The sequence below is a fragment of the Actinomadura sp. BRA 177 genome (genome assembly GCF_013372625.1).
Lineage (GTDB): Bacteria > Actinomycetota > Actinomycetes > Streptosporangiales > Streptosporangiaceae > Spirillospora.
Genome location: NZ_JABXFD010000553.1, coordinates 1 through 24377 on the forward strand (window position 1 = coordinate 1; position 24377 = coordinate 24377).

15 protein-coding genes are annotated in these 24377 nt (G+C 72.8%); 8 read left to right on the plus strand and 7 right to left on the minus strand.

Translation table 11 applies throughout. The features are described 5' to 3' along the window. On the minus strand, positions 1-515 hold a 515-nt coding region (locus HUX53_RS31200), incomplete at its 3' end, for an ATP-binding protein (protein WP_176406799.1). A gap of 155 nt (positions 516-670) precedes the next feature. Between HUX53_RS31200 and HUX53_RS31205 the strand changes: the two genes are divergently transcribed. The 8 genes from HUX53_RS31205 to HUX53_RS31240 all read left to right on the plus strand — a co-directional run bounded on the left by HUX53_RS31205 (position 671) and on the right by HUX53_RS31240 (position 15218). After that, complete coding sequence (locus HUX53_RS31205) at positions 671-2704, plus strand: SpoIIE family protein phosphatase (protein WP_176406800.1); 2034 nt, start codon at positions 671-673, stop codon at positions 2702-2704. A 151-nt stretch (positions 2705-2855) separates the two neighbouring features. Next, the gene (locus HUX53_RS31210) at positions 2856-8324 is read left to right on the plus strand and encodes a carboxyl transferase domain-containing protein (RefSeq protein WP_176406801.1); all 5469 of its coding nucleotides are present in this window, start codon (positions 2856-2858) and stop codon (positions 8322-8324) included. A gap of 83 nt (positions 8325-8407) precedes the next feature. Then, positions 8408-8653 (plus strand): hypothetical protein, encoded by a 246-nt coding sequence (locus tag HUX53_RS31215; protein ID WP_176406802.1) that lies wholly within the window; start codon positions 8408-8410, stop codon positions 8651-8653. Between the two features lie 321 nt (positions 8654-8974). Further along, the gene (locus HUX53_RS31220; protein ID WP_176406803.1) at positions 8975-9568 is read left to right on the plus strand and encodes a hypothetical protein; all 594 of its coding nucleotides are present in this window, start codon (positions 8975-8977) and stop codon (positions 9566-9568) included. Then, on the plus strand, positions 9565-10206 hold the full coding sequence (locus tag HUX53_RS31225; protein ID WP_176406804.1) for a hypothetical protein: 642 nt from the start codon (positions 9565-9567) through the stop codon (positions 10204-10206). The genes HUX53_RS31220 and HUX53_RS31225 overlap by 4 nt, the downstream gene beginning before the upstream one ends. After that, positions 10199-11077, plus strand: coding sequence for a hypothetical protein (locus tag HUX53_RS31230; protein ID WP_176406805.1), 879 nt, complete (start codon positions 10199-10201; stop codon positions 11075-11077). The genes HUX53_RS31225 and HUX53_RS31230 overlap by 8 nt, the downstream gene beginning before the upstream one ends. A 30-nt stretch (positions 11078-11107) precedes the next feature. After that, complete coding sequence (locus HUX53_RS31235) at positions 11108-12304, plus strand: OmpA family protein (protein WP_176406806.1); 1197 nt, start codon at positions 11108-11110, stop codon at positions 12302-12304. A 28-nt stretch (positions 12305-12332) separates the two neighbouring features. Next, positions 12333-15218 (plus strand): ATP-binding cassette domain-containing protein, encoded by a 2886-nt coding sequence (locus tag HUX53_RS31240; protein ID WP_176406807.1) that lies wholly within the window; start codon positions 12333-12335, stop codon positions 15216-15218. Here the strand turns inward: HUX53_RS31240 and HUX53_RS31245 are convergent. From HUX53_RS31245 to HUX53_RS31270, 6 genes are all read right to left on the minus strand, one after another. Further along, positions 15208-15918 (minus strand): NPCBM/NEW2 domain-containing protein, encoded by a 711-nt coding sequence (locus tag HUX53_RS31245; RefSeq protein ID WP_176406808.1) that lies wholly within the window; start codon positions 15916-15918, stop codon positions 15208-15210. The two genes, HUX53_RS31240 and HUX53_RS31245, sit on opposite strands and share 11 nt — an antisense overlap. A 121-nt stretch (positions 15919-16039) precedes the next feature. Beyond that, complete coding sequence (locus tag HUX53_RS31250) at positions 16040-18682, minus strand: TIR domain-containing protein (RefSeq protein WP_176406809.1); 2643 nt, start codon at positions 18680-18682, stop codon at positions 16040-16042. Between the two features lie 61 nt (positions 18683-18743). Beyond that, positions 18744-19373: a 2OG-Fe(II) oxygenase gene (locus HUX53_RS31255; protein WP_176406810.1), complete on the minus strand. Its 630-nt coding sequence runs from the start codon at positions 19371-19373 to the stop codon at positions 18744-18746. Between the two features lie 314 nt (positions 19374-19687). Next, positions 19688-21973 carry a helix-turn-helix domain-containing protein gene (locus tag HUX53_RS31260; protein ID WP_176406811.1) on the minus strand — a complete coding sequence of 762 codons (2286 nt, stop codon included), beginning with the start codon at positions 21971-21973 and terminating at the stop codon, positions 19688-19690. 49 nt (positions 21974-22022) lie between these two features. Beyond that, complete coding sequence (locus HUX53_RS31265; protein WP_176406812.1) at positions 22023-23615, minus strand: CHAT domain-containing protein; 1593 nt, start codon at positions 23613-23615, stop codon at positions 22023-22025. A gap of 1 nt (position 23616) precedes the next feature. Further along, a complete protein-coding gene (locus HUX53_RS31270; protein ID WP_176406813.1) occupies positions 23617-24333 on the minus strand; it encodes an alanine--tRNA ligase-related protein in 717 nt (238 codons plus the stop codon). Positions 24334-24377: the final 44 nt, after the last annotated feature.

The window sequence follows — 24377 nt, forward strand, 5'->3', positions numbered from 1 at the left end:
GCGACGATCCGCAGCCGCGGCGCGCGGCCGGGCTCGCGCCGCGCCACGAAGGCCAGCAGCTCCCCGGACGGACGGTCCAGCCACTGCGCGTCGTCGACCAGCACCAGCACGGGCCGGTCGGCGCACAGCATCCGGAAGGCGTGCAGGACGCCCAGCCGCAGGTTCAGCAGGTCCCGCTCCCCCGTCGGGACGTCGTGCAGCAGCAGCGCGGACCGCAGGGCGTGCCGCTCCGGCCCCGGCAGCCGGCCCGCGACCTCGCCGACGGCCTGCGAGACCAGGTCGATGAGGCCGAGGAACGGCAGGTGGTGCTCGGTCTCGGCCGGGCAGCAGGCGAAGATGCGGTAGCCGGCCCCGGCGTGCTCGTCCGCCAGCACCGACAGCAGGGTGGACTTGCCGATCCCTACCGGGCCCACCAGCAGGACGCCGCCGCCCCCGGCGAGGTGGCCGCGCACCTCGCCCAGCACGTTCGCCCTGCCCATCGCCTTCGCCCCGGCCGGCTGGACCCCATGTGCCATGTGCGGCCTCCGAACGCCCCGACCGGCGATGAACCCGTCGCGGACGGTAAACCTCTCCGCAACCGCCGTCAAGATCCGGTGCGGGCAGCGCGTCACATACTCGGCCGGTTCCCGGGGTACGGCGATCACCAGGAGGGCCGGTCGACAGGGGGAGCATGGACGACGCCCGGGTGCAGAAGCCCGGCAGGCTGACACTGGAGGTCTTCGACCTGGCCCCGGTGGGCGTGCTCGTGACGCGCGGGCCGGACCACCGCCTCGTCTACCTCAACATCGCCTACCGCGAGACCTTCGGGGAGCGGCCGCTCGGGACGCCGATCCGCGAGGCGTTCGGCGATCTTCTCGAACAGGACTACTTCGACCTGTTCGACCGCGTGCTGGCCGACGGGCGGACCGTCAACGTCTCCGAGGCGCCGGTGAGCCTGGTCTTCCCCGAGACCGGCCACGAGGAGCGGTTCTTCTCCTTCAGCCTCTCCCGGTTCGTGGACGGCGAGCCGGGGGTGCTGGCGGTCGCCGCGGAGGTCACCGAGCAGGTCGTCGCGGCCCGGCGGGTCGGCGACATGGCCGAGACGCGGCGCCGGCTGCTGCGCAGGTTCCAGAGCCTGGTCCAGGTGAGCGCGGAGATCGTGTGGGTGACCGGGACGGACGGCGAGCCCGTCGAGCCGAGCCCCGGCTGGGAGCGGGTGACCGGGCAGAGCTGGGAGGAGTTCCGCGGCAAGGGCTGGCTGCGGGCCCTGCACCCCGAGGACCGCGAGCCGGCCCTGCGGACGTGGGATGAGGCGCGGCGGTCGAGCAGCCCCTGGCGGCACGTCTACCGGCTGCGCACCCTGGACGGCGGCTACCGGCACTTCGAGGTGAACGCCGCGCCGGTGTCCGAGGACGGGACGGTCACCGAATGGGTGGGCACCTGCACCGACGTCGAGCGGGACTGGCGGCGGCGCCGCCGCCGGGAGGTGCTCGGCCGCGCCGCCGTGGCGACCGGCGAGCACGCCGACCTGCGGGAGATGTTCGGTGCGCTGGCGGACGTGCTCGTCCCGGAGCTCGCCGACGGGTGCGGCGTGCATCTGCTGCCCGACTTCGCCGAACGCCCCGAGGGCGCCCCGGTCCTCTCCCACCGCGTCGCCACCGCCGCGCGGCCCGGGCTGCCGGACAAGGGCGCGCTCGGCGAGGAGTGGTTCGCCGCCGGAAGCGAGTTCGTCCGGGCGATCCGGCGGCGCCGCCCGCTGCAGCGCACGTTCCCGCCCGGAGAGCCCCCGGCGGGCCTGCTGCCGGACAGCACCGCGAACTGGCTGACCCAGGCGAACGCCCACAGCGTGGTGGTGCTCCCGGTGGTCGTGGACGGCGCCGTGGCGGCGGTGGTGACCGCGTCCGCCTGCGGCGGCCGGCCGCCGATGAGCGAGGACGACGTCGCCCTGATGGGGCAGATGTTCGACCACGCGCACGACGCGCTGAGCACCGCGATGCGCTTCCAGCGCACCCAGCGGGTCGCCCTCGCCCTCCAGCACAGCCTGCTGGCGCGGCCGCCGGACGTCCCCGGCCTCGACATCGTCGCCCGCTACCACGCCAGCCCCGCCGCCGCCGAGGTGGGCGGCGACTGGTACGACTCGTTCGTGCTGCGCGACGGCTCCACCGTGGTGGCCATCGGGGACGTGGCCGGGCACGACCTCGCCGCCGCCGTCGGGATGAGCCAGCTCAGGAACATGCTGCGGGGCCTCGCGGTCGACCGCGAGGAGCCGCCGGGCGACATCCTGCGGCGGCTCAACATCGCGATCGACACGCTGACGCCCGGCAGCACGGCCACCTGCGTCCTGGCCCGGATCGAGGAGACCGGGGCGGGCGTGCGGCGGCTCAACTTCGCGATCGCCGGTCACCCGCCGCCGCTCCTGGTCACCGCCGACGGGCACGCCCGCCTGCTGGAGGAGGCCGTCAACCCCCTGCTGGGCCTGCTCGTCGACCAGGTCTACATCAGCGCCGTGGAGCCCCTCCCACCCCGCTCCACGCTCCTGCTCTACACCGACGGCCTGGTCGAACGCCCCGGCGAGAGCCTGGACGAGGGCCTGGAGCGGCTGCGCCGCAAGGGCGCCGAACTCGCCGCCGAGCCCCTGGAGGAGTTCTGCGACGGCGTCCTCACCGGGCTCCCCACCACCGGCATCGACGACATAGCCGTCATCGCCGTCCGCATACCCGAGTGAACGCGCTCCCGTTTTGCAGGTTTCCCACAACTCCAGGCGCTCAGCGTGCGATGTCTGCGACATGGCGCTACGGGCCGGTAGGCGGAAAGGTGGCACCGTCGGGGTCGCCGTCTCACGGCGTGCGCATCGGTCAACAGGAGGGCTCGGTCGGGTGTTCAGTCGTGTCGCCATCGTCAACCGCGGTGAGGCCGCCATGCGGCTCATCCACGCCGTCCGCGGGCTCGCCGCGGAGACCGGGACAAGGATCGAGACGGTCGCGCTGCACACCGACGTGGACCGCACCGCCACCTTCGTCCGCGAAGCCGACCTCTCCTACGACCTCGGTCCCGCGTCGGCGCGCCCGTACCTCGACCTGGCGGTGCTGGAGCGCGCGCTCGTCGAGACGGGCGCCGACGCGGCGTGGGTCGGCTGGGGGTTCGTCGCCGAGGACCCGGCGTTCGCGGAGCTGTGCGAGAAGGTCGGCGTCACCTTCGTCGGGCCGAGCGCCGAGGCGATGCGCAAGCTCGGCGACAAGATCGGCGCGAAGCTGATCGCCGAGGAGGTCGGGGTGCCGGTCGCGCCGTGGAGCCGCGGCGCGGTCGAGACGCTGGACGCGGCGCTGGCGGCGGCGGACGGGATCGGCTACCCGCTGATGCTGAAGGCGACCGCGGGCGGCGGCGGGCGCGGCATCCGCGTGATCACCAGCGGGGACGAGCTGGCGGACGCCTACGAGCGCACCAGCCAGGAGGCGGCGCGGGCGTTCGGCAGCGGCGTCGTGTTCCTGGAGCGCCTGGTCACCGGCGCCCGGCACGTCGAGGTCCAGGTGATCGCGGACGGCCAGGGGACGGCGTGGGCGCTCGGCGTCCGCGACTGCTCGGTGCAGCGCCGCAACCAGAAGGTCATCGAGGAGTGGGCGTCGCCGGTGCTGGGCGCGGCGCAGGCCGCCGAGGTGAAGGCGTCCGCCGAGCGGCTCGCCGTCGCGGTCGGCTACCGGGGCGCGGCGACCGTCGAGTTCCTCTACCACCCCGGCGACGGGCTGTTCGCGTTCCTGGAGGTCAACACCCGGCTGCAGGTCGAGCACCCGATCACCGAGTCCACCACCGGGTTCGACCTGGTGGGGGCGCAGCTGCACGTGGCGTCCGGCGGCCGGCTGGAGGGCGCGCCGCCGGCCGAGCGCGGGCACGCCATCGAGGCCCGGCTGAACGCCGAGGACCCCGACCGCGACTTCGCGCCCGCCCCCGGCCGCATCGCGCGGCTCGACCTGCCCGCCGGGCCCGGCGTCCGGGTGGACACCGGCGTCCGCGAGGGCGACACCATCCCCGCCGACTTCGACTCCATGATCGCCAAGATCATCGCCTACGGCCGGGACCGGGACGAGGCGCTCGGCCGGCTGCGCCGCGCGATGGCGCAGACCACCGTCATCATCGAGGGCGGCGCGACGAACAAGAGCTTCGTGCTCGACCTGCTCGACCGGCCCGAGGTGATCGACGCGAGCGCCGACACCGGCTGGATCGACCGCGTCCGCGCGGAGGGCGGGCTCGTCTCCCACCGGCACTCCGCGGTCGCGCTGGCCGCGGCCGCCATCGAGGCGTACGAGGAGGGCGAGCGCGCGGCGCGGCAGCGGCTGCTGGCCACGGCGTCCGGCGGGCGCCCGCAGGTCCGGCACGAGAGCGGCCGGCCGCTGGACCTCAAGCTGCGCGGCGCCGGCTACCGGGTGCGGGTGGCGCGGGTCGGCGCGCACCGGTTCCGCGTCGGCATCGAGGCGGGCGACGGCGTCCGCACCGCCGACGTCGAGCTCGACCGCTTCGACCGGCACAGCGGGCAGATCACCGTCAACGGCACCCGGTACCGGCTGCTCACCGGCACGCACGGGCCGGTCCACCTGGTCGAGGTGGACGGCGTGGCGCACCGGGTCAGCCGGGACGAGGGCGGCGTCGTCCGCTCCCCCGCGCCCGCGCTGGTCGTCGCCACGCCGCTGGAGGCCGGCGCCGAGGTCGAGGCGGGCGCGCCGGTGCTGGTGCTGGAGAGCATGAAGATGGAGACGGTGCTGCGGGCGCCGTTCAAGGCGCGGCTCAAGGAATGCGTCGTGTCCGTGGGCAGCCAGGTGGAGACCGGCGCGCCGCTGCTGCGGCTGGAGCCGCTCGCCGACGAGGCCGCCGAGGACGACTCGTCCGCGCAGGCGGTCGAGCTGGACCTGCCCGCCGCGTCCGGCACGCTCCCGGCGCGCCGCCGCGCGGCCCGCGGCCAGGAGGACCTGCGCAGCCTGCTGCTCGGCTTCGACGTCGACCCGCACGACGAGCGCCGGACGCTCGACGACTACCTCGCCGCGCGCGGCGCCGCCGCCGCCGACGGCGACCAGCCGCTGGCCGCGGAGCTGGCGCTGATCGAACTGTTCACCGACCTCGCCGAGCTGAGCCGCAACCGCCCGGCGGGCACCGGGGACGGCGGCGACGGCGGGGACGGGCACGTGCACAGCGCCCGGGAGCACTTCCACTCCTACCTGCAGAGCCTGGACGTCGAGCGGGCCGGGCTGCCGGAGGCGTTCCAGGCCAGGCTCGGCAAGGCGCTCGGCCACTACGGCGTCGCCGAGCTGGACCGCTCCCCCGGGCTCGAGGCCGCCGTCTTCCGCATCTTCCTCGCCCAGCAGCGCGCGTCCGCCGACGCGGCGGTCGTCACGGCGCTGCTGCGCGCGTGGCTGCGGGAGCCGCCGCCGGCCGAGGCGCTGCGCGAGCCCGCCGGGCTCGCGCTGGAGCGGCTGATCGCCGCGACGCAGGTCCGCTTCCCGGTGGTGTACGACCTCGCGTGCGGCGTGGTGTTCGCCTGGTACGCGCAGCCGCTGCTGCGCCGCAACCGCGCCCGCGTCTACGCCGACGTCCGCCGCCACCTGCGGCACCTGGACGCCCACCCGGACGCGGCGGACCGCGCCGAGCGCGTCGCCGAGATGGTGCGCAGCACCGAGCCGCTGGTGCGGCTGCTCGGCCAGCGGCTCTTCCGCGGCAACTGGGACAACGCGGTCATGCTGGAGGTGCTGACCCGCCGGTACTACGGCAACAAGGGGCTGACCGGCGTCCGCACCAGCGAGGCCGGGGGCTGCGCGTTCGTCGTCGCCGAGCGCGCGGGCTCCTGCCTGGCGTCCGCCGCCGTCGGCTTCGAGTCGCTGGGCGGCGCGCTGCGCGGCCTCGCCGAACTCGCGGACGGGAAGGACGCCGTCGACGCCGACATCTACCTCTCCTGGGAGAACCAGCCGGAGGACTTCGACGCGATGGCCGCCGCGCTGCACGAGGTCTTCGCCGCGCAGCCGCTGCCGGGCCAGGTCCGCCGGGTCACCGCCACCGTCGCGGGCAGCAGCGGCGCGGTGATGCACCACCACTTCACCTTCCGCCCGTCCGCCGCCGGGATGGCCGAGGAGCGGCTGATCCGCGGCCTGCACCCGCACATCGCGGAGCGGATGCGGATGGAGCGGCTGCGCGAGTTCGACCTCACCCGGCTGCCGTCGTCGGACGAGGAGGTCTACCTCTACCAGTGCGTCGCGCGCGGCAACCCGTCCGACGACCGGCTCGTCGCGTTCGCGCAGGTCCGCGACCTGACCGGGCTGCGCGACCACGACGGCAACCTGCGCACCCTGCCGACCGCCGAGTACACGATCGCCACCTGCCTGGACTCGATCCGCAGCGCGCAGGAGCGGCGGCCGTCGAAGAAGCGGCTGCCCACCAACCGGATCGTGATCTACGTCTGGCCGCCGAGCGACCTCACCCGCGCGGAACTGGAGATGCTCGTCCGGCGGATGCTGCCGACGGCCGCGGGCGCCGGGCTGGAGGAGATCGAGTTCATCGCGCGGCGCCGCGTCCCGGAGACCGGCGAGCTGGCCAAGGTCGGCGTGCGCATCTCGTTCGACGCGACCGGCGGCACCACGCTGACCGTCGGCGAGCCGTCCGACGCGCCGGTCGAGCCGGTGGACGGCTACCGGCAGAAGGTGCTGCGCGCGAGCAGCCGCAACACCGTGTACCCGTACGAACTGACGGAGGTGCTCGGCACCTTCGCCGAGCACGACCTCGACGACGACCACGCGCTGGTGCCGGTCGACCGGCCGAAGGGGCGCAACACCGCGGCGATCGTCGCGGGCGTCGTCACCACGCCGACCCGGCGGCACGCGCAGGGCGTCACGCGGGTCGTGCTGCTCGGCGACCCGACGAAGGCGCTCGGCGCCCTGTCGGAGCCGGAGTGCCGCCGCGTGATCGCCGCGCTGGACCTGGCCGAGCGGATGCGGGTGCCGCTGGAGTGGTACGCCCTGTCCGCCGGCGCCCGGATCTCCATGGAGTCGGGCACCGAGAACATGGACTGGGTCGCGGCGGCGCTCAAGCGGATCGTCGAGTTCACCCAGGACGGCGGCGAGATCAACGTCGTCGTCGCGGGCATCAACGTCGGCGCGCAGCCGTACTGGAACGCCGAGGCGACGATGCTCATGCACACCAAGGGCGTCCTCGTGATGACGCCGGACTCGGCGATGGTGCTCACCGGCAAGCAGTCGCTCGACTTCTCCGGCGGCGTGTCGGCCGAGGACAACTTCGGCATCGGCGGCTACGACCGGGTGATGGGCCCGAACGGGCAGGCGCAGTACTGGGCGCCGAACCTGGTCGCCGCCCGTGACGTCCTGATGGCGCACTACGACCACACCTACGTCGCGCCCGGCGAGGACGTACCGCGCCGCGCGACGTCGTCCGACCCCGTCGACCGCGACGTGTCCGACTTCCCGCACACCGTGGAGGGCAGCGACTTCACCACGGTCGGCGAGATCTTCTCCGCCGCGGCCAACCCGGACCGCAAGAAGCCGTTCGACATCCGCACCGTGATGCGCGCGCTGTCCGACCAGGACCACCCGGTGCTGGAACGCTGGGCGGGCATGGCGGACGCGGAGACCGCGGTCGTGCAGGACGTCCACCTCGGCGGCATGCCGGTGTGCCTGCTCGGCATCGAGTCCCGCTCGGTGCCCCGGCGCGGCTTCCCGCCCACCGACGGCCCGGACTCCTACACCGCGGGCACGCTGTTCCCGCAGTCGTCCAAGAAGGCCGCGCGGGCGATCAACTCGGCCAGCGGCAACCGCCCCCTGGTGGTGCTGGCGAACCTGTCGGGCTTCGACGGCTCCCCGGAGTCACTGCGCAAGCTCCAGCTGGAGTACGGCGCCGAGATCGGCCGCGCCATCGTGAACTTCCGCGGCCCCATCGTGTTCTGCGTGATCTCGCGCTACCACGGCGGCGCGTTCGTGGTGTTCTCCAAGGCGCTGAACCCGAACATGACCGTCCTCGCGCTGGACGGCTCGTTCGCCTCGGTGCTCGGCGGCGCCCCGGCCGCCGCCGTGGTGTTCGCCCGCGACGTGGACGCCCGCACCGCCGCCGACCCGCGCGTCCAGGACCTGGACGCCCGCGTCACCGCGGCCACCGGCCCCGAACGCGCCGCCCTCCTCGCCGAACTGGACGAACTCCGCTCGTCCGTCCGCGCGGAAAAGCTCGGCGAGGTCGCCACCGAGTTCGACGGCGTCCACGACATCCGCCGAGCAGTAGAGGTCGGCTCCGTCGACGCCGTCATCCCGGCCGCCGAACTCCGCCCGCGCATCATCGAAGCCATCGAGTCCCGCCGCCCCTGACATCGTCCGCGGCTCCTCGGGTTCCCGGCGAGGAGGAGAGCGTCCAGCGGGTGAGCGGACGAAGGAACCGGCCCGCTGCATCCGTGCCCGCCGAACTGCCGGTGGGCACGGTCGCGGCCGGCCGGGGCCGCGCGGATCCGGTGCGTCGGCCCGTTGCCGAAATCGGCCACGGACCGCATGAGGCCATTACCCTGGGCAACGAACCCGACATTATGGGATTAAGTGCGCATTCTGCCGACAATCCACCGCTTCTCCGGAAGGTTTCCCGTTTCCCGTTGACGCACAAAAGAGGAAACAGCGTGACACTGAACGCCGTTCTGCTCTATTAAGGGACGAACGATGTATACGTTCTCATCAGCCCGTAACACGGCCGATCTCCGTGATGCCAGTTATCGTCAGGTTTGATGCTGCGTTTCGGGTAATCTCGTGAGCCTTCCGAAATCCTTTTGCGGTGTGCAGCGTCAATGCTCCCGACCGTCAGGCGACCGCTCGTTCTGGAGGAGGAATCTGTGCCTGACCCCGGGTCGGGAGGCCGTCCGGAGGCGTGGACCGCCGAGCCCGAAAAGCCAGAGAGATATCCGTTGCGTCACCGATGGGCCGATTGGCGGGCCGGTCACGCCGACCGGAAGATCGTCGTATCCGATGCCGCCATGTTCTCCCCCTATCCGCAACTGCCTTACCTCCAGCGTCTCCGGGCCGAGCGCAACGCGATGCTCAGCACCGAGTACCGCCGGGCCGAGGTCGCGCTCTACCGGCTCGCCGCCGAGCACCGCGAGGCGGTCACGGACCAGGAGAATCTGAGGCGAGCACTCAGAACCGCGGAGGAGCAGTTCAAGGAGGCATCGCTCGAGCCGACCGAGGAGCAACTCGGCCGACGCGGGCACGCCGAGCGCGACCCCGGCCGCTGGACGGACGCGGACGTCCGTGAACGGCAGGAGCGCAGGTACCGCAACCGGCGGGACCGAGCCGACGCCGAGCGGCGACGGGTGGCGGACGAGCTTGAGTGCGTCGCCCAGCACGTCGCCGGGCATCGCAGGGAGTTGCGGGCGTGCTGGGAAATCCATCTCGCCGGAGCATGGCGGATCGTCCACCACCATGCCCGCCGCGAGGCCACCTATCTGCGGTCGCTCGCGCGCCGCGGCAAGAACTGGCCCGACGTGATCGAACTGCTCGAGCCCTTCGGCCCGGAACTGCCCGAGTGGATGAGCGTCCCGCCCGATCCGAAAACCGAGGAGGCACCGTGACCGGATGGCTGCGCTCCCGCATCGCGCGGCGCACCGAAATGGTCGGAGTCCGTCCGCCCGGTCTCCTGTCCTGGTGGCACCGGCGCGCGGACCGGCGCCTCGTCGGCCGCGGCGGCGCGATCCCCGGAGCCGATGCCGCGCCCGAGCAACTTCCACCCGCCGAGCCCTTCCTGCCCACCGAGGTGAACGCGGACGCCGTGACGCAGCTGATCGTGCAGCGTGCGGCCGGCATGCTGCCGGGCGGCGTGGACGAGATGACCGGACACGTCCTGGACAACCTGATCAACTCCCGGGTCGACCAATGGCGTGCCCGCGTGCTGCGGGAGCACGCCGTCTACCTCGCGGGCGCGCACTACCGGGAACGGGAGGCCAGGGCGACGCTGGAGCAGCAGGCGGTGCTGCTGGAGCAGACCGAGCGCCGCCTGCTGGAGACCGAGATCGCGCTGAACGCGGCGGTCTCCCGGCTGCTCGGCAAGGCGGCCGCCGACGAGGCGGCCGGAACGGAGAAGCCCCGGAAGGGCGGCCGCTCACGCGTGCTGCGGACGCGGCTCGCCGGCCGCGTCAAACGAAGTCGAGACCGCAAGGGCCGCGGCACGCCGTCCCATACCGCCGCGGAGGGAGGAGCGGACCTTGTCTGAGCGTCCGGACACGGAGATCGAAGAGGAAGCGCCCGGCTCACCCGCCGAGCCGACGTGGGCGCCCTGGGGCGGTGCCGGCCACGCGGATCCGGTACTGCTCGCCGGGCGGCCGTCGTCGATGTACCTCTACGCGGCGGCGCTCCTGCTCGCGGTGATCGCCGACTTCACGGCCTTCTACCAGGTACTCGAACTGGTCATGGCCGACCTCTACGAGATCCTGGTCTTCCTGATGGTCGCCGGCTTCACCGGTGTCGTGCTCGCGCTGGCCCACTTCACGGGGCAGCTGTTCCGGGACCGGCGGGCGGGCGACGCCTCGGCGAGCGGCCTGGTCCCGCAAGCCTGCCTCATTCTCGCCTGGCTCGTGCTGGGCGCGCTCGCCTTCTGGGTCAGGTACAGGACCAACGCCCACCATGCGGGCGCCGGGGCCCCGTCCGGACTGTCGGTGTCCGGAACGCCCGCTCCCGCGGCGTCCGGCACCGACGACCAGTCGATGCTGCAGGGCGCGGCGATCTTCGCCGGGCTGTACCTGGGCACCGGCCTGGTCGCCATGGTCGGCGGGTACCTGACGCACAACCCGCTGCGCAGCGGGTTCGTCCGGGCACTGCGCAAGCACCGCACGGCGACCGAGACGCACGCCATCGCCAGCCGCCGCCACGCGATCGCCGCGGCGATCGCGGCTTTCCGCACCGCCGAGATCGACGCCTCCGAGCGGGTGGTCGAGGAGTCCCTGCGCGACCACCTCGCGCTCGCCGAGGAGCTCAAGCAGGTCGCCCGGCTGGAGATCACCCGCCGGCTGCAGGACGTCTCGGCCACCGACAACGTCTTCCAGGACGACGCCCGACCGTACACCTACCGGCCGTTCCCCAACTAGGACCCCCGACCAGCATCCAAGGAGTCGTTCATGACCCGAAGGCGCGTCGCCGCCCTGTACGGGACGGCGCTGCTCGGCCTGACCACCTGCCTCGCCTCCTGCGGCGGACAGGACGGGGACGGGCCGTTCCCACCCGTCCGGTGCTTCGCCGAGCGCCCGGCGCCGCTCGCACTCGTCGTCGGGGCGCGGTCGAACGTGCCGGAGACCCGCTTCCCCGACATCACGAGTCCGCTGCTGCGCCTCGCGGCGAAGTCCGGCGAGGAGATCTCGCTGATCCGCGTGGACGGCCGGCCCAACGTCGTCAAGCTGCCGCCGTTCCGCACCACGGCGAAGAACGCCAAGGCGAAGGACGCGGCGCTGGACGACTACATCAAGGGAACCGTTCAGCCCGCGCTGGCGGGCCAGGGCGCGAACTCCGTCCACGCCCGGGTCGCCGAGGCGGACGACCTGACGGCGCTCACGCTGGCGGCGGCGGCCGTGCCCCCCGGCGGCAACATCATCATGTTGGACTCCGGGCTGCAGACCACCGCCCCGCTGGACTTCCGCCAGCCCGGCCAGTTCTCCGCCGAGCCGGACGAGATCGTGAAGTTCCTGACCGACCGGAAGCTGCTGCCCGACCTGCACGACCGGAACGTGATGCTGTCCGGATTCGGGTACGCGGCGGCCCCGCAGCCGACGCTCAGCCAGGAGTGGCGCACCGAGGTCATCGCGCAGTGGACCGCCATCGTCAAGGCGGGCGGCGGCTGCGTCACCGTCGATGCCGAACCCAACACGGGCGAGGCGCTGCCGGGCCTGCCGCCGGTCACCCCGGTGAAGCTGCCACCGCCCACCACTTTCAGCGGCTGCGGCGACACCGCGCTCACCGACGCCAACAAGGTCGGCTTCGTCAAGAACACCGACCGGTTCGCCGATCCCGCGGGCGCGAAGAGCACGCTGAGCAGGCTCGCGGCCGTGCTGACCAAGGGCGGCCAGCCGGTGCGGCTCATCGGCAGCACCTCGTCCGAGGGCGGCGACGCCATCAACCAGCCGCTCTCCGAGCGGCGCGCGGAACGGGTCGAGAAGGAGCTGGTGGCGCTCGGCGTCGCGGCGGGCCGGATCACCGCAACCGGCGCCGGCGCGCATCTCGAAGGCCGCGAAAAGGACATCGGGCCCGGTGGCGAGCTGCTGCCCGGGCCGGCGGCGGCGAACCGGAAGGTGGTCGTCCGGCTGCCGAAGTGCCCGAACTGAGCCCGGGCGACGGAGGGGAGCGCGCGCCGTGACCGAGGAGCGTCCGGACCGGCTCGGCCGGATCCGCTACACCTGGTGGGCGATGCTGTCCGACTGGTACAACGGCCTGCGGGACGGGTGGCGGGACCTGCCGGCCCGGGCGATGGCCGCGCCCGTCACCACAGTGCACCGGGAGTCGCTGATCCGGCTGGCGGAGGAGGTCTTCGAACGCGAGCGGATCCGGTACGAGGCCGACCGGGCGGACGCGCACGGCAGGGCCGCCGCCGCCACCGCGCGGCTCGCGGCGCTGCGCCGGGAGCTGTCCCTGGCTACGGCCCGGCTCACCGAGGTCGGCACTCCGCTCTCGGTACCGGAGCAGCGCCGGCGGCGGGCGGGTGACCGGCGGCACGGCGACGAAGTAGTGGTCCAGCGGCGCCGTGCCGAGTTCCGCCGCACCGTGGACTCCGCATGGGCGGACGTGGCGCGGCTCCAGGCGGAGATCACCGGCGTGGAGGCCGAGTTGAGCGCCGCCACGGCCGAGGAGGAGCAGGCGCTGCGGGTGGCGACCGCCCGTGCGGTGCGCGTGTACCAGCACGTCCAGCTCCGGATGGCCGCCTACCTGCGGCAGCTCGTCCGGCTCCACGCCCACGGCGGCTGGGCGGCGGAGCGGCTGCTCGTCCCCGTCCATCTGCCGGTATGGACCAGGCCCGCCCTCCTCGACCCGGACGTGCCGCGGGCAGCGGACGAGAGCGAGGACGCGCCTCCATTCGGCGGCACCGGCGGCGAACCGCAGCCGGAGGAGACCGGCGAGCAGGAAGAGACGATCCCACTCCCGGAGCCGGTGACGCCGTTCGGTTCGGCGATGGACGCTCCGCCGTACCGGATCGACGCCCCGGGCACCGGGCCGCGCCATTTCGCGCTGATCCATGAGGAGGACGGGCTACGACTGCGCGACTACGGCTACGGCAACGGCCCCTACGTCAACGGGCAGCCGGTCCGGTCGGCGCGGCTGCGCGCGGGCGACGCCTTCGAGTACGCCGACCGCCGGTACCGCGTCCTCGACGGCTGCCGGGAGCTGGCGAGCACCCCGCTCACCGACATCAAGCTCGTCCTCCTCGACGTGACGGCCAAGACGCCCAAGCCCGACAAGGACCCGAAGGTGCTGCTCTCCGGCGCCTCGCTGGTGCAGCGGGCGAACACGCTCATGGCCGTCCTCGGCCCGTCCGGCGCGGGGAAGAGCTCGCTGTTCAACGCGCTGATGGGGGAACTGCGCGTCGAGGAGGGCGAGATCTACTTCGACCACCTCGACGTGGCCCGGCAGCCCGCCCGGATCAAGGACATGCTGGGCTTCGTCCCGCAGCAGGACGACATGCACCGGACCCTGACGGTACGCGCCCTGCTCGGGTACGCGTTCGACCTGCGCGACCCGCGTGGGGAGCCGACCCGCGGCCGCGCCGTGGACGAGGTCTGCGACATCCTCGACATCAGCCCGGAGCGGATGGACCAGCCGGTCGCCACGCTCTCCGGTGGGCAGCGCAAGCGGGTGTCCACGGCGCTGGAGCTGCTCCACAAACCGGCGCTGCTCATGTTGGACGAGCCGACGTCCGGTCTGGACGCGGGGCTCGACCTCCGGCTGATGCGGCGGCTGCGCGCATACGCGAGGGAGGGGCACACGGTGGTGGTCATCACCCACGCCACCGAGAACCTCGGCGTGGCCGACCAGGTGCTGATCCTCGCGCAGCGCGGGCGGCCGCTGTACTGCGGGCCGCCGGCCGGTGCGCTCAGCGCCCTCGGCGTCTCGTCGTACGCCGAGTTGATGACGCTCATCGCCAAGGACGAGGAACAGGACCCGGAGCGGCACGTCGAGAGATGGGCCGACGACTATGCGGCGGGACCTCAGCACGGCCGCGCGGCCGCCGCCGCGGGCGAGGAGCGACAGCGGGCGGTGAAGGCCGTCCGGGAGTCCCGCATCCGGAGGGTCCGTTCGGCCGGCGTCTTCTGGCGGCAGTTCCGGACGCTGGTCAGGCGGCAGGTCCGGCTGCTCCTGCCGATGGGGTCGGGCCAGCAGCCGACGCCCGCGAAACGGCTGTACGCCTGGCGTTCCGCGGCCACGCCGTTCGGGATAGCGGCGGGCGGCGCGCTGCTGGCGGCGGCCGTCGTCGACGGCGGCGCGATGGGCGTGAAGACCGCGGACCAGATGGGGATCGCGGTCAGCCTGCTGAGCACCCTTTCCGTCCTCAGCGGCCTCGCGCTGACCTACAGCAATCTCGTGTCCGAGTTCCCCGTCATCAAGCGCGAGCACCGCACCGGCACCCGGGTGCTGCCCGTCATGCTGTCGAAGTTCCTGGTGTTCACGGTGATCGCTATCCTGCAGGCGGGCACGATGACGCTCGTCTTCTGCGTGTTCCATCCGCCGACGGCCGCGGTCCGGCTGCCCGCCCGCGCCGAACTGTTCGTGGACCTGGCCGCCCTCGGCGTCGCATCGATGTCGCTGGGGCTGCTGATCTCCGCGCACGCCAGGCGGCTGGAGCACGCCGTCGCCGCCTTTACGTTCGCGGCGCTGGCGCAGATCGCGCTGAACGGCTACACCTCCGACCTGTCGGACGGCGGCTGGCTGAACGCGTTCTCGGTACTGCTGCCCGACCGGATGGGGCTGGCCGCGATCGCGTCCTCGACCGACCTCACGGCGATCACCGCCCAGGTGGTCCCGCGCGACCAGCTGATCGTCGACGGGAACTGGGAGCACACGGCCGGCGTCTGGCGGCGGGACCTGCTGTGGCTCGGGGCGCTCACCCTCGTCTACCTCGGGCTCGCCGCCCACGGCCTCGGCGTCCGCCTCCGCCCGGCCGGCGGCCCGCGGCGCGCACCGGACCGGCGGCATTCGCCGGATCGGCCGCGGCCGGCGGAGCGGGACGGCGAGATGGCTACCGGCTGACCCTCGGGTCGCCCCACGCCAGGTCGGGCAGCCTGTTGGAGACGCCGCCGGCGGCATTGGCGCCGGCCAGGGCCGGGTTGCGCGTCGTACCCGGCCGGTAGGCGCGCAGCCGGAGCCGGATCACCCCGCGCACGTCCAGTTCGATCGTCCTGCGATGGCCTTGCGCGACCCGGACGGGCTTGAGGTCCCGGCCGTCGAGGCCCACCAGGAAGACGCCGTCCTGCGGTTCGGCGGCGGCGTCGTTCGCCCCGACGACGGCCCGGAACTTCGTGTAGTCCTTGCCCAGGACGTAGGTGAGGTCGCTGGTCCCCGCGTTGTTGCAGAACGCACTGCACGAGTAGTGCAGGCTCCGTTCGTACAGGGTCCCGCCGATGCTGACTCCCTCGACCGTCACCTCGGAGTCGTCCGCCACCGGCTCCAGATCCGTGAGCCATTTACTGACGGGCACCGGCGGGGACGGAGACCGGGTCCGGCCACCCGACGACGACGTGGGCGTCGCGGACGGGCTGCCGGCGCCTCCGGTCTCCGGCGGCGCGGAGGGCGTGGACGGCCCGGGTGGCGGGGTGCTCGGGGACTGGGGGAAGATCCAGGCGCCGATCGCGACGAGAACACCGATCGCGGCGATGACGAAACCCCAGACCTCGAGGCCGGGGGACGGACGGCCGCCAGCCTCCCTGTCGGGTGTCCTTAAATTCCCCATACCGGATTATATCCCGCACCAGATCCGAACCTCGGGCCTTTTCCGGGCGGCCCGGTAACACACGCGGCACGATTTCACATTTCCTCTTTCCGCCAAAACGGCCACCATGGAAGAAACGTCGCTAAGAGCGGCCAAGGCGCCACATCCAACTCGGGAGCCGACCGAGGACTTCCCCGGTGACCGCCCGCCAATGCAGATCCGTCGCGCGTCCGACCTGGTGGGCCGAGAGCCGCCGCACCTCCGCGAAGAGCTCGATCGCCACGGCGCCGTCCCCTTGCAGCTTCCGGATCGCGGCCAGCTCGTGCTGCGTGCGCAGAGTCTCCGGATGGGCTCGTCCGAGCACCGCGCGCTGCCCTTCGAGCGTCGCCGCGAACAGCTCGCCCGCCCGCACGTCGTCGTGCTGCTGCGCGCAGGCCTGGCCGAGCAGGAACCGGGCCCGCAGGTAGACCGGATGTCGTGCGCCGAGACGGCTCCGCACCGCGTCGAGGACGGCCTCCAGTTCCTCCCGGGCGCGCCCGGGCTCCCCCTGGGAGACCAGCGAATGCGCATACGCCACCGATGCGGTCAGCGCCTGCGGATGCGCCCGCCCGTGCTCGCGGACGTACCGGTCGCGCTGGTCGCGGAGCCGTGCTTCGGCCTCCTCCCACCCGGCCCGGTCCGGGCGGAGCTCGGTGAACTCCGGCGTGAGCAGGGCCTCGGAGAGGATCTGCCGCGCCTCGGCGAGGCGGTGGTGCTCAGGCCGTCCCGAGCGCGTGTAGTGCCCGACGACGAGTTCGGCGGTGCGCCGGGCCCGGCGCTGCGCGTTCCCGGTGAGCTGGATCCGCGCGAGCTCCAGCCGCAACACCTGGATCGCCTCGTCCGCCGTTTCGCCCGCGCCCTCCTCCGCCGATGCGCCGAGCAGGAGTTCTTCCGCCAGCCGTGCGGCCTCCGCGAGCCGGCCGCGGCGGCGCAGCGCGCGAACCCGGGCCGCGTCGCCGGGGAGCTCCGCCCACAGCGCATCCGCCTCGGCGAACCGGCCCTGCGCGTCGAGCGCCTCGGCCAGGATCCGGTCCGCACCGCACTGCCCGGCCAGTTCCCCGGCGCGAACCGCGTCCCCACCGAGCAGGAAGGCCTCCGCCGCGCGCCGGGTGAGGTCCGCGTCGCCCGGCAGCAGCCGCTCCAGCAGGCGCGCGGCCGTCGCCATGTCGCCCGTGGACGTGTAGTGGCCGGCCAGCCGGCGCAGCAGCTCGGGCCCGAAGCCGGTGCGGTCCGCCAGCTCCGCCGCATGCGGGAGCACGGCGGGTTCCCAGCGGTCGAGGACGGCCCGCGCCGCGGCGTCCGCCATCGCCGGGTCGCGTCCGGCGGGCCGCACGAGCGGGCTGATCTGCCAGTGCGAGCCGATCCGCGTCGCGAGCAGCCGTCCGCCGAGGTCGGCGAGTGCCGCCGTGACGGTCTCCTCCGGGAGGCCGGTCGCCGCCGCGAGCACGCCCGCCGGCAGCGGCGCCGGCGCGCACTCGCCGGCCAGCCGAAGGATCTCGCGCTGCTCGGGCGCGAGCGCTTCGACGAACTGGGACACCAGGCGGGCGGCGGGCGGCGGGTCGGCCTCCACCCGGGCCGCGTACTCCGCCATGCCCTCCGGTCCGCCGAGCCGGCGCAGGGCTTCGGCGTGCAGGGCCAGCGAACGGGCGTGCCATCCGGCGGCGGCGCCGATCCGGTCCAGTACGGCGGCGTCGCCGCCATCGTCCCCGCCGGACAGCAGGAGGCGCGCGTCCTGCCTGGTCATCGTGTCGAGCCGGACGAGCCCGGCCGATCCGGTGTAGGCCTGGCCGTCGGTGGTGACGACCGTCCGCACCCGCGTCCCGGCGGGAATGATCAGGTCGTGGAACTCCTCGTCCGTGAGGGTCGCCGGCAGGTCGTCGACGACCCAGAGCGCGGGCGCCGATCCCGCCACCAGGCGGTCGGCGACCATCCCGAACAGCCGTTCCCGGCCCGCATCGGCGGCCGGAAGGCCGAGCATGCCGGCGATCATCCGGACGGCGTCGGCGTACCGCGCGCGCACGTCGGCGGCCGTGCACGCGCCGGCCAGGGAGATCCAGTGCACGCCGCCGCGGAAAGCCGCGCCGAACTGCCACGCGTAGGCGGCGACCAGCGCCGATCGTCCGCTGCCCGGCAGGCCCGCCACCACCGCCGCCGGGCCGAGCCCGCACTCCTGGGTGAGCGCGAGGTCCGCGCCGAAGAGCGCGGTGTGCAGCTCCCACAGTTCGCGGTAGCGGCCGACGAATCCGGCGGCGCCGGGCACCCGGCCGGGATACCAGCGCGGCCGGTCGGAGAAGCGCACGGCGCCGATCCGCCCGTCGATGCCGCGCACCCGGTCGCGGATCAGGTCGGCCAGGGCCGCGGTGTCGCGGGTTCCGGCCGGTGCGACCGCGAACCGGGCGTCGGACAGTTCCGCGGGCATGATGTGGCCGGTGCCCGGCTCGGGGTTGACCACGATGATCCGGCGGCCCGGGTCGCCCTCCCGTTGCCCGGCCAGGAACGCGGCCGTCAGTTCCGCCTGGCACGCGGGACGGGACGGGTAACCCGCCGAGTAGTAGGCCACCAGTGCCTTGGACGAGTTGAGCGCGGCCTCGATCGTCGCGGTGACGCCCTCGAAATGCGCGATCCGGTCCGTGTCGAGGAACACCCGCAGGCCGCGTTCACGCATCGCGCGGACGAGCCGGGTCACCGCCGGGCGGTCACAACCGCCCAGCGACATGAAGACGTCGAAATCGTCCGATCCCCCCATACCGCCATCTTAGATAATCCGGCCTATTTCTCGTCACCGCATTCCACGGGAAACGCGATTGTCAAGACCACAGCACGAGTTTGCCGGTGCTGGTCAATCCCAGGAAGAACGTGATCGCGACTCTGCGGCCCCGGGCGCTGGGGTCCACCGCGTGGAAGTAGCGCGGATCGAACAGCAGGGCATCACCCGCTTCGACCGACAGGACGATCTCCTGCTCACCGTCGATTACGGATCGGTGATAGCCGTATCCGTTTCGCGCGCCGGTGTCCGGCGGATTCCACCGCCGGCGGTAGATCCGGGTGCTGCCTCCTTCGGCGGGCACGGACATCCAGGCGTTGAACGCGAGCTGGGCCACCGGGGCGCCGTCGTCGAAGAAGTCCGGGCCGTACTCCCGGCGGACATCGTCGAAATGGATGAGCGCGCCGTCGTTGATCTCGCGCAGCGCACCGGCGAAGAGGTTCCGCCCGGAGACACGGGCGGGCCCGAGCCCGCCCTGCCACGCTGCGGACAGGCGATCGATCGAGAAGGCCAGCGGATCGGCGCCGGCCATCCTCGTCCGCCAGAGCTCCCGCGCGAGGGCCATGTCCCGCCAGTACTCGGCGCGCAGGCACGCGCCGTCCTTGTACTCGTTGAGGACCGGGCCGAACCGGGCGATCGGCGGGTCCACCCGCGCCTTGTCGTAGACGTCCATGGGGAAGTCGGGCTCCGAGACTCTCGCCATTGCCTCCCGGCGGAGTTCCGCCGGCAGGAAGTCCGCGACCCGCAGCGCGGTGAAACCGCCTGCGGTGAGTTCCGCGAGGTGGCTCCGCGACAGTTCCCCGACCGGAATCGAGCGAGCGGTGAAAAGCGGGTCCAGTTGGTCCGGGTGAGTCCAGGCACCGGCTGCTGTCATGGTGGTCCCCCTGAGCGGTGAGGCGATCGGCGGGGCCGTGCAGGTCCCGCGATCCGTCCGATGGGACCGATGATGTCGTGCCGGGGGCGACCACTGAACGAGGCGACCGTTTCCTAAAGGGATTGGCAACGGGAAACGGCGTCGATACGGCCGCGGACCATTTCGGCGCGGCGGGTGTCGCATACTGCGGTGTAGTGCAGCGCAGCGGCGCGCCAGTGCGCCAGCGCAAGCTCGGTGTCGCCCCCGGCGGCCTCGACCGCTCCGAGGGCGTCGTGGGCGCGCGCCTCCTCGTGCCGGCTTCCGCCGGATCGGCCGAGTTCGGCCGCGCGGAGCAGGAACTCCCGTGCCTGCTCCGCTCGTCCGAGCCGATGCTCGGCCTCGCCGAGGCAGTTGAGCGCCATGGCCGCGTCGACGTGCAGCCCCACCGCCGTGAACGTCTCCAGAGCGCGGTGCAGCCGCAGGACGGCATCGGCGTACCGGCCGAGGTGCATCTCGATGAAGGCCGTGTCGCGGAGCAGGATCGCCGTGTTCCGGTCGAGCCCGCGGCGCTCCACGAAAGCCAGGGCCCGCCCGCTCTGGAGGAGAGCCGTGTGCGGGTCGCCCCGGCGGAAGTGCACCCACGCGAGGTGCGCGACTGCCGTGTTCTCGCCGTACTCGTCCCCGAGGTCGCTGAAGAGGAGGCGGGCCCGCTCGTAAAGCACGGCGGCGGCATCGTGGTCGCCCCGTTCCAGATGCGCGAGCCCGAGGTTGTTGAGCGTCATGGCCTCGGCCCTCTGATCACCGGCTCTGCGCGCCGCCCGCAGTGCCAGCTCGTGGGTCTCGATCCAGGCTTCCCAGGGCTTGGCCAGGAACAGGAAGCCGCGAAACGCGTAGGCCAGCCGCCAGCAGTGGTCGTCCAGGCCGGCCTCCAGGGCCGCACGGCAGATGGCGACCAGGTTGTCCTGTTCCGCCGCGATCCAGCCGAGGGCCTCGCCATAGTCGTGCACATCATGGTGCGGTTCGGATTCCCCGGCCATGGGTTCGAGGCGGTGGCGGTGCGGCGTGATGAGCCGGTCGGCCGCCTCCAGGGACCGCAGGTAATGACCCGTCTCCCTGCGCAGAGCTCCGTCCCGTTCGGCCCCCGGCAATGTGGCCTCAGCGCGTCCGCGCGCGAAGAGCCGCAGCAGGTCGTGGAACTGGAACCGGCCCGGCCGGTGCCTCGTCAGCAGGTGCGCGCCGAGCAGCCGGTGCAGCCGCCGGCGAGCCTCGTCCCGCCCGGCCCCCATCAGCGCCGCGGCGGTTTCCAGGTCGAAATCCGGACCCGGGTGGAACCCCAGCAGCAGGTAAGCCCGGCTCAGTTCCGGTGTCAGCGAGCGGATCGAGGCGTCGAAGACCGCGGCCAGGTTCCGTTCCCCGTCATCGAGATCGGCCAGGCGGTTCCGGTCCCGGTCTGCGTGGGGCGGCTCGCCGGCGTCCAGGCCGGCGCGAAACCGGGCCGATGCGATCCGCAATGCCAACGGCAGCCCCGCGCATCCCCGCGCGATCCCATCGAGAACGGAGCCGGTCGGTCTCCCGCCCGCCTTGTGCCCGTCCTCCCCCAGCGTGCGAAGCAGAGCGACGGCTACATGGTGCGGCAGCGGCGCGAGCCGCACGCGGCGCGCGTCCTCCAATGCGCCGAGTTCGCTGCGGCTGGTGACGAGCACCCGGCAGCCGCTCGTGCCCGGCAGAAGCGGCAGGACGTGCGCGGCGTCACGCGCGTTGTCCAGGATCAGCAGGAGGGATCTGCCTTCGACCCGGTCGCGGAAGAGGGCGGACCGGTCCTCCGCATGCGGCGGGATCATCTCTCCGGGAACGCCGAGCCGGCGCAGCAGCCGGTCGAGCGCGTCCGCCGGTTCGACCATCGCCGTATCCGCGTATCCGTGCAGATCCATGAACAGGAGGCCGTCCGGGAAGCGGTCCCGCAACCGGTGCGCGGCACGGACGGCGAGGGCCGTCTTGCCGACGCCGCCCATGCCGACGACCGCGCAGAGCGTCACCATGCCCGAAGCGTCCGCGCTCCCGCCGGCGAGGCCTTTGATGATCTCGCCGAGTTCGGTGTCGCGTCCCAGCAGATCGGCGGTGTCCCGGGGCAGTCCTGACGGCCGGGTCCAAGCCGGCACTGCCGACCGAGCGGGGGGTGCGGGCTTGTACCGGGACGCGCTGGGCGCTCCGGCGCCGAGCACCGTGCACAGGATGCCGCCGGTTTCCAGGATCTCGTCACAGCGCTTCGCCATTGCCGGGTTGGCGCGTGCCCGACCATTCTCGATCTTGCTGAGATAACCCTTGCTGTAATTGATCCGCCGTGATAGCTCCGACAGCGACAAGCCGGCGGCCTCGCGCAGCCGACGGAGTTCGGAGCCGAAGTGCGTCGCGTGGTCCATCGAGCCTCGCCTGGTACCGCCGCCTCGGGGACGCGGCCCGAAGGGAACTCTACCGTTGCTTTTCCAGCGTATCCCGTCCACCGTGTCCGGCCCGGAGCAAGGTCTCGGCATTCGCCTGGCGGGCGAAAACGGCGGGCGTCGCCCACTCATTGTGGTTGGCCGTGAAGAAGATGGCGCGCCGCGCCTCGGTGACGGCCGCGTCAATGGTCAGACCGTCGACCAGCGACGCGTAGAACTCCTCCGTGAAGGTGACGGCCGCTTCGTCGGAGATGGGGAACTGCATCGTCACGGCCGTCGGAACTCCGCGTTCGACGAACGCACCGCCGAGGCTGGACATGGCGTCCAGCTGATCCATGGCCCCGGTCTCACACGCGTTGAGAAACACGAGCCGCATCTGGGGATGGCTTCGGAAGAGCGTGCCGAGATGAAAGCCCGAGACCGGCGCGCTCCTGCCGTCCTTCTCGAAGTCGAGCATTCCGAGGCCTTCGCGTGCGTCCTTGTGACCGTGCCCCATGAAATGCCATATGTGGATCGGGCGGTCAGCCTCGTTGGCCCTGCGCAGCGTCCGTTGCAGAGTCAGCAGCGTCGCGTCCCGGGTGAAGCTCAGCTCGACAAGGCCCAGTTCGATGAGTGGCCCCAAGGCCACCTTTATGGTCTCGATCTCGGCATCGGTGTCCAGGCGCGGCAGGTCCCGCGGGGAACTGACCGTGACGAGGACGCGGAGCGGATGCGTGGGCGTGGCGGCGACCGGCGATGCCACGCGGTCGAGGTGCCGGACGACCGAGTGATGGGGCGACAGGCAGAGGAAATCGGTGCCGTCGTAGAGCAGTTCCCACGGAATCGTCTGCAACTCCGCAGCATCGGCCAGCCGCAGCCGTACCCGCAGCCCGTTCCCGACGCCCACCGCATGCGCGCGGGTCTGCTGCAGCAGGTCGCGCACCGTTTCCCGGAAGACTCCGGCGAAGAGCCTGCCGCCGAACTCGGCGAGCGGTTCCAGCGCTCTGGGGACGCCGCCGTCCCGGACGGCCGGCCTGGGTCCGCAGTGGGCCCGGACGAAGTTCTCCAGTTCTCCCGGGACGAGATCGAGTCCGAGGGTCGTGCCGGCCGATCCGAGCGGCGACCGCGCGTCCAGCCGGAAGCCGTTCTCGCCCCGCGCGATGCTGAGCTCGAAGTCCACCTGCCACACCGGGTTCCGGTCCCGCAGGAGCGCGAACGCGTCCTCGTTGTCGGCGATGAGCCGCGCCTGCCGTTCAACGAGAGCGCCCGACTCCCGCGCGAACAGCTCCCTCCACACGTCGAAGGGGAGGTCACCGCCCTGGCGCCGCAGCAGGAAATAGCTGCTGAGGTCCTCGGCCGCGCGCGCGAACCGCTCCGCCGTCGCGGCGTCCACCCTCCGCAGGAAGGCGATGACGATCCGGACCTGCGCCATGTAGCCGGAGAACAGCTCCCTGGCGGCCCTGGACTGGTCGGGGCCGGGCGCGAGGACGGTCCGCACCGCGGTCGAGCCGTCGGCGGCCGCGACCTCCTGCCGCTGGATGCCGACCATCCGCATCAGTTCGACGAGCCGCTGGTGGCAGTCGGCCAGGCCCGCGATGTGCCGCCGGTGCAGGTCGTCCCCGCCGGCGCGGGTCCGTGTCCCCACCTCAGGCGACCGTGTAGCTGACTCGCGTACGCCCGGACTTCACCTTGACGTTCCTGACCTTGAGGCCGGCGAGTTCTCCCAGGCGGCGCACGTGAGTGCCCCCGCACGGCGACCGGTACCCGGCCGTGACGACCACGCGGGTCGGTTTGCCCGCCGGGATCTCGGCCGGCACGTGGACGCCGTCGGCGCGGAGCCCGTCCGGCTCGCAGAAGTAGCTCGTCACCTCGGAGTCCTCGGCCACCATGCCGTCCATGACGTCTTGGACCTTCGCGGCGAAGGAGGCGCGCTCCTCGACCGGGAGCGCGCTGCCGAACTCGACGTACGGGCCGTTCGGGAAGTGGTAGCCCTTCGTCGGGTGGTATCCGACCAGGCGGTCGACGGCGGTCATCACCAGATGCCCGCCCGTGTGCAGCAGGGCGTGCTGCCGCCGCACCTCCGGGTCGACGGACAGGCGCACGGTCTGCCCTGCGTCCAGCACGCCCTCCGCGGGCCCGATATGCAGGACCTCGCCGTTCACGAAGGCGACGCGCCGGACGTCCAGGCCGCCCCGCGCGGTCGTCAGGCGGCCGCGGTCGGTCGGCTGGCCGCCGCCCTGCGGGTAGAAGATCGTCTCGTCCAAGACGACCGTGGTCTCGCCGCCGTCATCGTGCACCCGCACGATCGTGGCGTCCGCCTCGGTGCGCCGGGAGTCGTCCAGATAGAGCAGCCGCGTGGGCATGAGGGTTCCTTTGGGTGGTGCGTGTGCCGGATGACAAGGCCGGA

Coding starts and splice junctions, on each gene's coding strand:
- HUX53_RS31205 (WP_176406800.1), top strand. CDS start 671: ATGGACGACGCCCGGGTGCAGAAGCCCGGCAGGCTGACACTGGAGGTC.
- HUX53_RS31220 (WP_176406803.1), top strand. CDS start 8,975: ATGTTCTCCCCCTATCCGCAACTGCCTTACCTCCAGCGTCTCCGGGCC.
- HUX53_RS31235 (WP_176406806.1), top strand. CDS start 11,108: ATGACCCGAAGGCGCGTCGCCGCCCTGTACGGGACGGCGCTGCTCGGC.
- HUX53_RS31245 (WP_176406808.1), bottom strand. CDS start 15,918: ATGGGGAATTTAAGGACACCCGACAGGGAGGCTGGCGGCCGTCCGTCC.
- HUX53_RS31250 (WP_176406809.1), bottom strand. CDS start 18,682: ATGGGGGGATCGGACGATTTCGACGTCTTCATGTCGCTGGGCGGTTGT.
- HUX53_RS31255 (WP_176406810.1), bottom strand. CDS start 19,373: ATGGACGTCTACGACAAGGCGCGGGTGGACCCGCCGATCGCCCGGTTC.
- HUX53_RS31260 (WP_176406811.1), bottom strand. CDS start 21,973: ATGGACCACGCGACGCACTTCGGCTCCGAACTCCGTCGGCTGCGCGAG.
- HUX53_RS31270 (WP_176406813.1), bottom strand. CDS start 24,333: ATGCCCACGCGGCTGCTCTATCTGGACGACTCCCGGCGCACCGAGGCG.